13 protein-coding genes are annotated in these 13,124 nt (G+C 47.2%); 10 read left to right on the top strand and 3 right to left on the bottom strand.

What is annotated here, in order from left to right:
- Positions 1-217 precede the first annotated feature (217 nt).
- From CJ190_RS08000 to whiA, 4 genes are all read left to right on the top strand, one after another.
- Entirely contained in the window at positions 218-1,939 is a 1,722-nt protein-coding gene (locus CJ190_RS08000; RefSeq protein WP_070598232.1) for a phospho-sugar mutase, read from the top strand.
- A 208-nt stretch (positions 1,940-2,147) separates the two neighbouring features.
- Positions 2,148-3,047 carry an RNase adapter RapZ gene (gene rapZ, locus CJ190_RS07995; RefSeq protein ID WP_070598233.1) on the top strand — a complete coding sequence of 300 codons (900 nt, stop codon included), beginning with the start codon at positions 2,148-2,150 and terminating at the stop codon, positions 3,045-3,047.
- Positions 3,044-4,045, top strand: a complete 1,002-nt coding sequence (locus CJ190_RS07990) for a gluconeogenesis factor YvcK family protein (protein WP_070598236.1) — start codon at positions 3,044-3,046, stop codon at positions 4,043-4,045. Before rapZ ends, CJ190_RS07990 begins: the two co-directional genes overlap by 4 nt.
- Before the next feature lie 28 nt (positions 4,046-4,073).
- Positions 4,074-4,997: a DNA-binding protein WhiA gene (gene whiA, locus CJ190_RS07985; RefSeq protein WP_070598238.1), complete on the top strand. Its 924-nt coding sequence runs from the start codon at positions 4,074-4,076 to the stop codon at positions 4,995-4,997.
- 112 nt (positions 4,998-5,109) lie between these two features.
- Here whiA and CJ190_RS07980 read toward each other — a convergent pair whose 3' ends face one another.
- Positions 5,110-5,466, bottom strand: coding sequence for a single-stranded DNA-binding protein (locus CJ190_RS07980; protein ID WP_070598240.1), 357 nt, complete (start codon positions 5,464-5,466; stop codon positions 5,110-5,112).
- A gap of 198 nt (positions 5,467-5,664) precedes the next feature.
- Here CJ190_RS07980 and CJ190_RS07975 point away from each other — a divergent pair, with 198 nt between their 5' ends.
- From CJ190_RS07975 to CJ190_RS07950, 6 genes are all read left to right on the top strand, one after another.
- Positions 5,665-6,381, top strand: coding sequence for a response regulator transcription factor (locus tag CJ190_RS07975; protein ID WP_070598242.1), 717 nt, complete (start codon positions 5,665-5,667; stop codon positions 6,379-6,381).
- Between the two features lie 2 nt (positions 6,382-6,383).
- Positions 6,384-7,856 carry a sensor histidine kinase gene (locus CJ190_RS07970; protein WP_070598244.1) on the top strand — a complete coding sequence of 491 codons (1,473 nt, stop codon included), beginning with the start codon at positions 6,384-6,386 and terminating at the stop codon, positions 7,854-7,856.
- A 108-nt stretch (positions 7,857-7,964) separates the two neighbouring features.
- Positions 7,965-8,096 (top strand): hypothetical protein, encoded by a 132-nt coding sequence (locus CJ190_RS07965; RefSeq protein ID WP_257876532.1) that lies wholly within the window; start codon positions 7,965-7,967, stop codon positions 8,094-8,096.
- Positions 8,093-8,731, top strand: coding sequence for a VanZ family protein (locus tag CJ190_RS07960; RefSeq protein ID WP_070598246.1), 639 nt, complete (start codon positions 8,093-8,095; stop codon positions 8,729-8,731). The genes CJ190_RS07965 and CJ190_RS07960 overlap by 4 nt, the downstream gene beginning before the upstream one ends.
- A 3-nt stretch (positions 8,732-8,734) precedes the next feature.
- Positions 8,735-9,919, top strand: a complete 1,185-nt coding sequence (locus tag CJ190_RS07955; RefSeq protein ID WP_070598249.1) for a class I SAM-dependent rRNA methyltransferase — start codon at positions 8,735-8,737, stop codon at positions 9,917-9,919.
- A gap of 268 nt (positions 9,920-10,187) precedes the next feature.
- Positions 10,188-11,906 (top strand): Mbeg1-like protein, encoded by a 1,719-nt coding sequence (locus tag CJ190_RS07950; RefSeq protein ID WP_070598250.1) that lies wholly within the window; start codon positions 10,188-10,190, stop codon positions 11,904-11,906.
- A gap of 148 nt (positions 11,907-12,054) precedes the next feature.
- Here the strand turns inward: CJ190_RS07950 and CJ190_RS07945 are convergent, their stop codons facing one another.
- Positions 12,055-12,150 carry a type I toxin-antitoxin system Fst family toxin gene (locus CJ190_RS07945; RefSeq protein ID WP_111818535.1) on the bottom strand — a complete coding sequence of 32 codons (96 nt, stop codon included), beginning with the start codon at positions 12,148-12,150 and terminating at the stop codon, positions 12,055-12,057.
- Positions 12,151-12,272: 122 nt separating this feature from the next.
- Positions 12,273-13,031, bottom strand: a complete 759-nt coding sequence (locus CJ190_RS07940; RefSeq protein WP_070598252.1) for an SDR family NAD(P)-dependent oxidoreductase — start codon at positions 13,029-13,031, stop codon at positions 12,273-12,275.
- Positions 13,032-13,124: the final 93 nt, after the last annotated feature.

Here is a 13,124-nt window from a genome sequence, read left to right as displayed (position 1 = left end):
TCTTGGTCTTCTATAGGGAGACTAAGGGGTCTTTTTTATTTGGGGATTTCTCTTGGAATGCTTAAAATGGTTTAGGGAGAAAAGTTACTTGATTCAATCTTTTAAGAACGATTGGCTTCTTTACGGCAATGCGAGCGCTTGTTCTGGGAGAAAAGACAGCAAAGCCAAGGAGAATTTGGTACAATAGAAGTACGAAAAATAAAAGAGGAGTGATCCCATGACTTGGAAAGATGCTTATGAGCAATGGAAGAATTTTCCTGATTTAGATGCTCAAGTTCGTGCTGAATTAGAAGAATTAGAAAAAGACGAAGATGCCCTCCAGGAAGCTTTCTACAAAGAGGTAAACTTTGGAACGGCCGGAATGCGTGATTTAATGGGTCCCGGGACCAACCGCTTGAATATTTATACCGTCCGTCAAGCGACAGAAGGTTTGGCGCGCGTGATGGAAGAGTATGGTCAAGAAGCCGTTGATCGTGGGGTTGCCATTGCCTATGACGGCCGCCACCATTCCCTAGAGTTCGCCCAAAATGCGGCCCGAGTGCTCGGTCAACATGGGATTAAGTCCTATATCTTTGATGGGGTGCGCCCAACGCCAGAACTCTCCTTTACCGTCCGCCATTTAGGGACCTTTACCGGGATTATGATTACCGCTAGCCATAATAACGAATACTACAACGGTTACAAGGTTTACGGGGAAGATGGGGGCCAAATGCCACCACAAGACGCTGATGCCTTAGTCAACCACGTCAAGGATGTGGATATGTTAACCATCCCTCTGGCTGACTTGGAGGAGATCAAGGCCAAGGGACTCTATCAAGTGATTGGTAAAGAAGTCGATGACGCTTACTTGAAGAACTTGGAAACCGTTACCGTTAACCCCGACATCATTGACAAGATGAAAGACAAGGTGACCATTGTCTATACTCCACTCCAAGGGACAGGACAAAAGTTAATGGAACAAGCCCTGGACAAGGCTGGCTTTGAAAACATTGTCTACGTGGAAGAACAAAAAGAACCGAATGGGGACTTTTCCACTTTGGATGAACCCAACCCCGAATATCCCGAAGCCTTTACTTATGCGATCCGCTACGGGAAGGAAAACCATGCCGACTTGCTGATTGCTACTGACCCGGATGCTGACCGGATGGGAGCAGCGGCTTTAATGCCGGACGGTTCTTACAAGATTATTTCTGGGAACCAAATTGGGGCCCTCTTGACCCACTATATCCTCACTGCCCGTAAAGAAGAGGGAACCTTGCCAGCTAACGGTGTGATCGTGAAGTCTATCGTGTCGAGTGACCTCCCAGCTAAGATTGCGGAATCCTTTGATATTGCGACTGAAAACACCCTGACTGGCTTTAAGTTTATCGCTGAAAAGATCCAAGAATATGAAGAAACGGGTGAACACAGCTTCCTCTTCGGCTTTGAAGAAAGTTATGGTTACTTGATTAAGCCATTCGCCCGCGACAAGGATGCGGTCCAAGCCGCCCTCTTATTTGCGGAAGTAGGGGCCTTCTACAAGGACCAAGGCAAGACAGTTTATGACGGGCTCCTAGACCTTTACCAAGACTATGGTTACTACCTCGAAAAAACCATTTCCCTGAAATTTGAAGGCCAAGCAGGAGCTAAGAAGATTGAGAGTATTATGGCCAACTTGCGCCAAGAACAACCCCAAGAAATTGGCGGCCAAGCGGTGATTCTTACCGAGGACTTCCAAACTGGGGAACGGGTGGACGCTCAAGGTCAGGTGGAACACTTTGACATGTCCCGGTCCAACGTGCTCAAGTACCAACTTGAAGATGGCTCATGGATTGCCGTGCGCCCTAGCGGCACCGAACCTAAAATTAAGTTCTACATCGGTGTGAAGGCCGATTCCGAAGACCAAGCGGCCCAAAAAGTGGACCAATATCGCCAAGTCATGCAAGCCTTGGCTAAATAGTGGGCCTGGGATAAGGTCTAAAAGATAAGCCAATACGTTAAAAAGGGCGCTGGGATTGATTTCCAGCCTCTTTTTGCCTAAGGGGTGGTCTTTAGGATCTTTTCTAGAGAAGGCTCTTGAGTATTTTTAGGATTTATTTAATTGCTGCTTATCTGGATGCTTGCTATAATGAATAGGATTATGACGGTGTTAGACCAAAGGAGACATTATGTCAGAAAATAATGAATTAAATATTGTAATTATTACCGGGATGAGTGGAGCCGGGAAGACGGTGGCCTTACAGAGCTTTGAAGATATGGGTTACTTTTGTGTGGATAACTTACCGCCTTCTCTCTTACCGACCTTTTCCGAGTTGATTAAGAAGTCCAAGGACATCAACCGGGTGTGTTTGGTGATTGACTTAAGGTCGCGGGAATTCTTCGATGAGTTTGTTCATGCTCTCCAACTCTTGGATGACAATCCTCAAATTCATTCCCAACTGGTCTACTTAGAGACTAGTGATGCGGCCTTAGTGGCTCGTTACAAGGAGAGTCGCCGGAACCACCCCTTGCAAAAGGATGGGGGAACGATTTTAGAGGGGATCCAACGGGAACGTGAGGAGCTAAGTCCAGTCCGGGCCCTCTCCCACCTAACCATTGATACTACCTCGATCACCCCCAAGGAATTACGGGCGGCCTTGAACCGGGAATTTCATGTCTCGGATGCGTCAGGCTTTATCATTGAAGTGATGTCCTTTGGCTTTAAATACGGGATTCCGATCGATGCGGATATCGTTATGGACGTCCGCTTCCTTCCTAACCCTCACTATATTGACGAATTGCGTCCCTTAACCGGGGAAGACGAGTCGGTCTATAACTATGTTATGGACCAAGATGATACCGAAATTTTCTATCATAAATTTATTGACCTCTTAGACTTCACCCTGCCCCTCTATGAAGCAGAAGGCAAGGCTAGCTTGACCATTGCCATTGGCTGTACGGGTGGACAACATCGGTCAGTGGCCTTGGCCCGCCGGATTGGTCAACATATTATGGACACGACGAACTACACCACCCACATCAGCCACCGCGACCAGAACAAGCGCAAAGGAACGGAGCGAAATCAATGAGTGAGTCAAGGAACTATTATCCTAAAATTACTGTCATCGGCGGAGGAACCGGACTACCCATTCTCTTGTCCGGTTTGAAGAGCGCCAACTGCGATTTGACTGCCGTGGTGACAGTGGCCGATGACGGCGGCTCTTCGGGCAAATTGCGGTCGGCCTTGAACACCATCCCACCGGGGGACCTGCGCAACTGCCTGGTCGCCTTGTCGGATACCAATAGCCTCTATAAGGATGTCTTCCAATACCGCTTTGCCCCTGAAGACCAGGAATTCTCAGGGCATGCTATCGGCAACCTGATCATTGCGGCCCTGACGGAAATGCGGGGGAGTATTTATTCTGCCTTGAAATTATTATCAGTGACTATGGCGGTCAAGGGGAGGGTCCTACCTGCCTGTGAAGAACCGCTCATCTTACAAGCCCACTACCAAGAGGGCGATATGATTGAAGGGGAGACCACCATTGTTGAGGAAAAACGTCCCATCCAGTCCATCGCTGTCCGCCTGGCTAACCAAGAAGCTAAAGACCAAAGCGTGAAAGCAGGGCGGGGCGTGGTGGAAGCCATTATGGGGGCAGATATGGTAGTTTTAGGACCTGGTTCCCTTTATACATCGATTTTACCCAATATTGTTATTCCAGAAATCCGTCAGGCCCTCCAAGAGACCTCGGCCACGGTAGTTTATATCTGTAATATTATGACCCAGCTGGGGGAGACAGAAGGCTTCTCCGATGCTGACCATTTACGGGTGGTTAACGATCATTTAGGAGGCCATTATGTCGATGCCTGTCTATTGAACCGGACGACTGTCCCTTATGAATACATTGAAAACAATGAGGTCCTCGATTATCTGGTCCAAGTCAGCCACGACCGGCAAGGCTTGAAAGACCAGGGGGCTGAAATTATCGGTTGGGATTTCTTGAACCTTAAGGCTTCAGGGGTCTATCACGATAAGGATAAGCTGGTCCAAGCCCTGATCCAGGTTTACCGCGACCATCATCACTAATTATTAAGAAGAGAAAGTAGGCGATCATGTGGTTTCTTTTGCTGCTAGTGTCAAGAAAGAACTGACCCAGTTACAGCTTGACCAAGAGGAAGCGCGTGCAGAACTATCCGCCATTATTCGTATGAACGGTGCTTTGCAGATCGTTGAAGGCGAACTCTCACTGAACATTCAAACGGAAAATGCTGCTATTACTCAAAGAATTTATACCCTCTTAAAAACTTACTTCCAGGTCCATGGGGAAATCTTGGTCCGTAAGAAGATGAAGTTAAAGAAAAATAATGTGTATATCGTCCGGGTCAAACAAGCCGTTGACCTGCTCTTAGATCAATTGGGGATCTTAGGAGACTCCAGTATCTTGGAGACTGTCCCCAGTGCTATCATTATGAATGACTCCACTCGCAGGGCCTATTTAAGGGGGGCTTTTCTCGCTGGGGGATCAGTGAATAATCCGGAAACATCTTCCTATCATTTGGAGATCTATTCCAGTCATGAAAGCCATGCCTTGCAACTGGCTGATTTAATGAATCTCTATCATATGAATGCTCGGACTACTAACCGGCGTAAGGGGGTCATCACCTATCTCAAAGAAGCTGAGAAAATTTCTGACTTCTTAGCCTTACTTGGGGCAAGCAGTGCCATCTTGCGCTTTGAAAATGTCCGGGTTACCCGCGATATGCGCAATTCGGTCAACCGCATGGTGAACTGTGAGAACGCCAATATGAATAAAACCATCGATGCGGCTGCCAAGCAGATCGCAAGCATCCAGCACATTCAAAACACCATTGGCCTGGATAAATTGCCGGAAAAACTCCAAGAAGTCGCCCAAGCCCGCCTAGATAATCCCTCGGCGACTATTAAGGAACTCGGCGAACTTCTCCCCTCCGGTCCCGTCTCCAAGTCCGGTATCAACCACCGCCTAAGAAGACTCAACCAATACGCGGAAAACATATGATGTGACAAGCGCATTAAGGAGTAAGATCGCTTGATTTCCATGACGACTTAAAGTAAACAGCCAGCTGACTTAGTTAAGATTCAGCTGGCTGTTATTCTTTGTTTGATAATGGTTATAGCTTAGTGACTTCAATGTTAATATCTTGGACGGCTTGATCGCCTTGTTTCTTACGTAAGAAGAAGACTTCGCGGACGATAACTTCCAATTGGTAAACTTCTATTTGGTCTTTATTGGTATAGTGGTTCATGTGTAAGTTACCAACGATACCCATTTCATCGCCCTTATCGAGGTATTTATCGATGAGTTGGGCGGTTGCATTCCAGGCGGTAATCGGAATAAAATCGGTCTGCTTTTCTCCTGCCACAAAACGGTTGACAGCCAAGGCATTGTTTAGGACCTGGTGTTTATTTTCGGTTTGGTTGAGTTCAATGTCCCGGGCTAAGCGGCCAATTAGTTGGACTTGGTTCATCTCTTCACCTCCTCTCCTTCTATTAAGCCGCAAAGCGAAACAAATTTTGTCCTTTAAGAATTATTTATCTTTCACATTCTTTGACAATTTTTTCATAAATTTGCTTATAATAGGAAGGGAATACCCTATGCCAATGAACCATCGCCTAGGATAAGAAAAAAGTCTTCAGAACGAAGCAGTAAAAAGGAGGACCATGGCGTGAAAATTTTGATGATTGAAGATAATACCAGTGTGGCAGAAATGCTGTCCATGTTCCTTGACCAAGAAGAGGGCTGGGAGAGTCACTTTTCCTATGATGGGCAGGAAGGTTACGACTATTACAAGGCCCATGAAGATGAGATTGATATTGTGATTTTAGACCTCAACCTGCCTTCTAAAGATGGCATTAGTATTTGCCAAGATATCCGCAAGACCAACCAAGAGGTCATTATTATCATGCTGACGGCACGCGATAGTGAGAGTGACCAAGTGTTGGGGTTGGGGATTGGGGCGGATGACTATATTACCAAACCCTTCAGCCCCTTGACCCTGGTAGCTAAGATGCACGCTCTCTTAAGGCGGCGGGATGCCAATGACAAGCGGGAGAGCCCAGAACAAGAAGAGAAGCGTCTGATTAAGACCAAGTATTTAACGATTGATACCAACACCCGGGAGGCTTCCTTCCACGGTGAGCCTATCACTAACCTTACCCCCAAGGAATTTGATATTTTAGCCCTTTTGGCTTCTCACCCCAAGCAGGTCTTTACCCGCGACCATCTCTTGACGAGTTTGTGGGAAGACCCTTTTTACGGGGATGAACGCACAGTGGATGCCCATATCAAAAAGCTCCGTCAAAAGATGGAAAAGAATGGCCCCCAAGTCATCCGCACCGTCTGGGGCGTGGGCTACAAGTACGATGAAAGTGGGGAGAAATAAGCTTGCGTTATTTATACCAACAATTAGCTTCCTTTGCGATTTTGGTTTTGGTGACGGTCTGCGGGCTTTCCTTTACTTTTTTTCGTTATACGGAGAGTCAGATCTACCAACAGGTATTTGATGATTTAGAGACCGTCTATTCTGAGATACAGGGCCGGCAGGTCTCCCGGGAGATGCTGGAGGAAGCCCAAAATTGGTTTGAGGATTCCTTTCAAATTAAAATATTCTGGTATAACGCGGATAACCAGCGTATCTATCCCCAGTCCTTAACGGATAAGGATAATGGCGACTATGCTAATCAGGGTTTGCCCCCAAAGGACATTGCCTTGATGAAAGAAAAAGGCCGCTTGGGCTTATTTGACTACGACTTGGGATTTACCGGAGATAGTCCTGATGCCTATGCCATTGCAGTTCCCTTAGAAGACGGAGAAACGGGCGCCTATTCGGGCTACTTGGTGATTGGCCAGGCGGCTGGTGGGATTCGTCAAACCATCAATAAATTAAAGATGAATATCTTCCAGGGCGTGGCGATCTCAGTAGTGGCAGCGGTGATCTTAGCCATTATGATGGCCCGCTACCAAACCCAGCGGATCAACCGTTTGCGCCAGGCCACCCGGGCCGTTACCCAGGGCCATTACCTGCAAATTCCCTCCGCCCACCGTGATGAATTAGATGACTTGGCGGATGACTTTAACGATATGACGGCATCTTTGGCTGAATCCGAAGTGGAAATTAGTCGCCAAGAGCAGATGCGCCACCAATTGATTATGGATATTGCCCACGAATTACGGACGCCCCTGACAACCATGAACGGACTCTTGGAAGGCTTGCGCTACCATGTCTTCCCCAAGGACAAGGAAGAGCGCAGCTTGGAGCTCTTGCATAAGGAAACCCAGCGTTTAATCCGCTTAGTCAACGATAACTTAGACTATGAGAAAATTCGGGCCCATGAGATTGTCCTCAACCGGGTGACTTTTTCCGTTAAGAAAGTCTTAGGAGAAATTGTCATCCAGGCCAAGGAACTCACCGCCAAAAAAGACGACCGGATCGTCTTGCACTGTCCCGACCAGCTGACGGTCTATGCGGATATGGACCGCTTCCGGCAAATTATTTTTAACTTGGTCCACAACGCTATTCAATTTACCGAATCCGGGACCATCACGATCGACGCTGACTTAGGCGAAGACCAGTGGACCACGATCCGTGTCCGAGATACGGGGATTGGCATGTCTGAAAGTGACTTGGCTAATATTTGGGAACGTTTCTATAAGGTGGACCAATCACGCAAGGCCTCGGCTTACGGCGAATCTGGGCTGGGACTATCGATTGTTAAGCAACTGATGAAGGTCCACCAAGCAGATATCCGAGTAACTAGTGAAGTCGGTAAGGGGACCCAGTTTACCCTGCGCTTCCCTCCAGAAAGCCAAGTCCAGGCTGATGAAGCAGCTGCTGACTCGGAAAATAGTGAGGATTGAAAGCCAAAAACACGCCCCTGACCAGGATAATCCCAGCTAGCAGTACGACCCTATCTAGGATCAGTTTGCTAGGAAACGATAAAATTTAACAAAAAGGAGACCTTCTCCATGTGTACCTATTCCTATCCAGATAGGATCCAAGTGCTAGTACTGATGAGTAGACGCTTGCTTCTTGATCCCGACAGTAGAGCAGGGGTTGAAGACAATGACCGGGCAAGTAGGAAGTGGCATGCCTTATGATTTTTCTCGGCCCACTTTATCAGTTACTCGCTGACTTACTGGCGGACCGGGTGAACCATTTTCCCCTGATCCGCCTCTTAATTTTTTCCCTGGATAAAACCATTCTTTATACTTTAGTCTTTATTGGCCTGTCTGCGCTCTTTAGCTATTTCAAAAAGCATCGCCAACCCCAGTGGCGCTTGGATTGGTCCAAGTATGGCCATGTTTTAGCGCTTTTTATTTACTTGGTTCTCCTCCTCCACCTCACGGTCTTGCGCTACGACTGGCAATGGTGGCACTTGTCCCTGGTTCCTGGCCTTAGCTTGAGGGACTTTCATTGGCTGCCCTTGGTAGATACCATCAAACTGGCCTATGGGGATTCGAGTTTTTCTTATTGGTATAACTTTTTTGGCAATGTCCTTTGGTTTATTCCCTTTGGTTGGTTGCTGGCTTATTTCTACCGTGGCAAGAAGCGTTTCTTCCGCGTCCTCCTATTGGGGATGAGTTTTTCCTTTATGATTGAATGTGGCCAACTCTTTTTAGGGACAGGCCTTGGGCATATTGATGACGTGATTTTTAATAGTATGGGCGTGGTGATTGGCCATTTTGCCTATGACTGTAAACAGTTCTTCCTAATGAAACATGAAAGCAGGTAAAGTATGCGAACACTCACTCTTAGAAAACGCGCCAGCCAAGCAGCACGCGCGGGACGCTTATTATTGAAAGAAGATGATTTTATTCAGCCGGTTCACTTTGAAGAGGGCGACTTGGTCCAAATCAAAGACCATCAAGGCGACTTTCTAGCCTTGGCCTACCTGGCCCGGCAGCATAAAGGGATCGGCTGGATCTATAGTTATGACCGCCAGACGAGCTGGGGGCAAGACTTTTTTCAAGAACTCTTTCAAAGGGCTAAGGATAAACGCCAGGCCCTCTTTTATGATGACTTGACCACGGCCTTTCGGGTTTTTAATGGCGAGGGGGACGGTTTAGGAGGCCTGACGGTGGACTACTATGCCGGTTATCTGCTTTTGCAATGGTATTCTTTAGGAATTTACCAAAATAAAGCGGCCATCATTGCTGCCTTAGCAGCGGTCTACCCTGAAGCCCTAGCCATGGAAGGGAAAAACCGTTTCAAAAGCCAGCAAGTTCCCCATAAAAACGAATTACTCTGGGGACAAGCCACTAATCAACCGGTCTTGATCAAAGAAAACGGGATCAATTATGTCACCCGGCTTTCAGATGGCTGGATGACCGGGATCTTCCTCGACCAAAGAAGGGTTCGTGATTATTTAATGTCGCGTCTGGCCCTGGGAAAGCGGGTCCTTAATACTTTTTCCTATACGGGGGCCTTTTCTTTGGCCGCAGCTATGGGAGGGGCCTTGTCGACGACCTCAGTGGACCTGGCCAACCGGACCAGGGAATTGACCGCTGAACAGTTTGAAGCCAATGGCATTGACTTGGGTGATAATCATAAGGTTTATGTTATGGATACCTTTGACTATTTTGCCTATGCCAACCGTCATGACCTGACTTATGATGTGATCGTGATGGACCCGCCTAGTTTCGCCCGGAATGGTAAGCAGGTCTTCAAGGTGACCGAACAATACCCCCAATTGGTTCAGGATGCGCTGGCCATTCTCAGCCCCGGCGGCTACCTCATCTGCTCGACCAATGCCGCTAACTATTCGCCTAAGACTTTTCAAGCGGATATCTTAAAGGGGGCCCAGGCTGGAAATGAAGTGCTAGAACTGGTGGAGAGCTTTCACTTACCAGAAGATTTTCCCGTACCGCCCAAAAGTCCTGAGAGCGATTATTTAAAAGTTAGAATCTATCAAAAGCAGTGAGAAAGTGGTCAAGGCTAGGAAGGTATGAATAATTAAATAGTTATGGCAAAAAAATAAAAAAAGTATATGTAAGCCCTTACATATCTCAATTCTTCGTGTTACAATAGATGCGAAGCAATCGAGAGATTGCATCATCCTTTCATTTTTGTTTTTTTCCTTTACAACCCACTCAGACAGTGGGTTGTTTTTTATTGTCCATATTTCTTTTTTGCTTTCCGACCAGGATTCTCTATAATAATGGTAAGTCAAGGCTATGAGGAGGGAAACGATGCGGATTCTTGATTACTTACAAGCTAAACAGGACCAAAGCTTTACTGATTTGGCCCTCAATGAAGTGGATATTGCGGCTCTAACTGAGTTAAGCAACCTGCCCCTGGCGGGACTCTTAACTAATAACCTATCCGGAGAAAAATATATTGATCTAGCTACCCTCTACCAGGCCTTATTGGATCAAGACTATTCCTATCAGGGCTTGTGGGAGTGGATCATGGCGGGGCGCTATCAAGTCTTGGAAGCTATGGCTAATAGTCAGCGTTACCAAGACATTCGTCTTTATGGTTTTGTTTCCCAGTTAAATCGGGAGGCTGTCCTCCAATTTGCAGGCTTGGTGGTAGAAGTGCCTGATCATTTTAAAATAATCGCCTTTCGGGGCACAGATGACCACCTCGTCGGCTGGCGGGAGAACTTCAAACTGGCCTATCAAAAAGCCATGCCTTCGCAAAAGGCAGCAACAGATTACCTCCGCCAAGTTTTGGATTATTCAGTCGACTCAGAAGAAAAACTTATCGTTTCTGGTCATTCTAAGGGAGGCAATTTGGCTATTGTCGCTGCTATCCAACAAGAAAAATCCTACCAGGACCGCTTGACGGCGGTCTACGCCTTTGATTCGCCAGGTATCCACCGAGAGACCTTGGCGCAGGAAAACTTCCATCGCCTGCAAGGGCGGATCCATGAATATGTACCGGAGGACTCCTTAGTGGGCATTATTCTCCATGCGGCGGTTAAGCCAGTGGTGGTGAAAAGTTCGGGAATTTCTCTTATGCAACACTTGATGGAGATGTGGCAGGTGGAGGAGGACCATTTTCAACGTGTTCAAAGCACGACCCCGGCCAGCCAGTTGGCCCAAGCCACCATGAATGTCTGGATGCAGTGGCAGGGTCAAGAAAATATTGAGCGCTTCTTCTTCCTCGTTTTTGAACTCTTGAGTCAAACCGGTATCGATAGTTTCAAGGATATTGACCAGGATTTCTCGGGCTTCATCGGTAATTTGTACCGGGGAGGCAAGTCTTTAGACCGGTCGACCCAGCGTTTTCTGATGTCGACCTTGAATGATTTAGTTTTGATTGGGCGGGCCTTGAAGCGTAGGAGACGGACCAGTGAGGATACTTACTATCCCCAATCCATCAAAAATGAAGTCCTCCAACAAGTCAGCCACTGGCACCAAGACCACCCCTGGGTGAGTGTCCTGGTGGGGGGAGCTTTAATCTTTTCGGGGCTGGTTCTTTTAGTCAAGCCCAGCTATGATTTGAGCTTCCTGGCAGGTTTTTTCCTGTTAGTCATCTTTATTTCCGGACTCTGGGACTTGCGCTACTTTTGGACCCAGCCTCAATCACGCTTGCGGGGAACTTATTTATTAGCAGCCGTTTTGGCCTTTGGGTTATCAGGGGCAGGCATCTATCTGGGCGGTCGTTTCCTTCCTATTCAAGTGGGCGTGTGGATGATTGGCTTGAGTCTGATCCGGATCTGGCAATTTTATCGGATTCATACGGATCATTGGGACATTCCCCTGAGCGGGATCTTGCTCTCCCTAGTCACTTTTGTCATGGGAATCCTGCTTATCAGCCAGCCCCGCCTATCTACCTACCTTCCCCTTCTCCTGGCCTTAGCTTTTATCCTCTTGGGCTTAGTGATGGTGGTGTCATTAATCATCTACCAACGGGAAAGTAAACTCTATGACTTTATCGACCGCTGGGAAGAAGAGAAGTAGGGCAGAATTGTTTTGAAAATTGGTCGATTGATGACGTCATTGAAATGCGGCAGGGTAAAAATTTTCGATTTGAAAAGCAAAATAGCCATCCCACTGCCATGGGATGGCTATTTTTCGCTCTGCGGCTTAGCGTGTGGGCTGGTGGCAACTAATCATCGTCTCGTGTCTCTAGCCAGAAACGGAACAGCTCAATCACTATTCTCACTAATAGTGGAGCGATAAATAGGGGGTTGCCAGGCTTCAAAGCATGGCATAAATTACCCTGATTTGATAGTAATAATACCCTAGTGTTAATAAAAAGCAAACAAGCCCAGGTGACTATAAGACCTGGGCTTGTTCGTTATTTAATCTTAGCTAGTGATTATCCTATTCGCCACCGGTGATCCCGATCGCTTCGCCGGTAATCTTCGCAGCCCCGTCAGAAGCTAGGAAGACGGCTAAGGCACCGATTTCTTCGGGTTCAATGAGTTCTTTCATCCATTGAGCGCCTAAGATATGGGTTTCCAGGGCTTCTTGTTTAGAAGTCCCGTCTTTTTCGGCCAGGTCACCTAATTGATTTTGGATTAAATCAGTATTGGTAGCCCCTGGGAGAATGGAGTTAGCGGTAATGCCGGCCTGGGCATATTCCATAGCGACAGTATTAGTGAAGCCGATTTGGCCGTGTTTAGCCGCTACATAAGCTGACTTGTATTTATCGGGACGACGACCATGTCCAGAAGAAATGGTAATCACCCGGCCCCATTCATTTTTGGTCATGTAGGGGAGGGAGTACTTGGTCATGAGGAAGGTCCCGGTTAAGATGGTACCGATCACTTGGTCCCAGTCAGATAGGGGGAAGTCTTCCACGGAATGAATTCTTTGCAAACCTGCATTATTGACTAAGACGTCAATGTCACCGAGTTCTTTGGCGATGGCTTCGGTCGTTGCTTTGACTTCGTCTTCGACTTGGATGTCACAAGGGAAACCGTAAAGATTGTCATTCCCTTCAGCAGCCTTGTCTAATTTTTCCTTAGTCCGACCGAGAATAGCCACCTTATCTCCGTTTTCTGCAAAACTTTTAGCGATAGCGAGACCAATCCCTGACCCGCCACCAGTGACTACAACAACACGATTGGTATTTGCCATAAATGAGTCCTCCTTATGAATGTCTATTAAAAATTGTTTCTAAATCTTATCAGATGTGACTGTCGCACTTTAGTTGAGTTCGTACGCCGGCCT

It is taken from the genome of Aerococcus loyolae (genome assembly GCF_002871915.2).
Lineage (GTDB): Bacteria > Bacillota > Bacilli > Lactobacillales > Aerococcaceae > Aerococcus > Aerococcus loyolae.
Note: the sequence above shows the minus strand (reverse complement) of the source record. Positions and strands in the feature narration are given on the sequence as shown.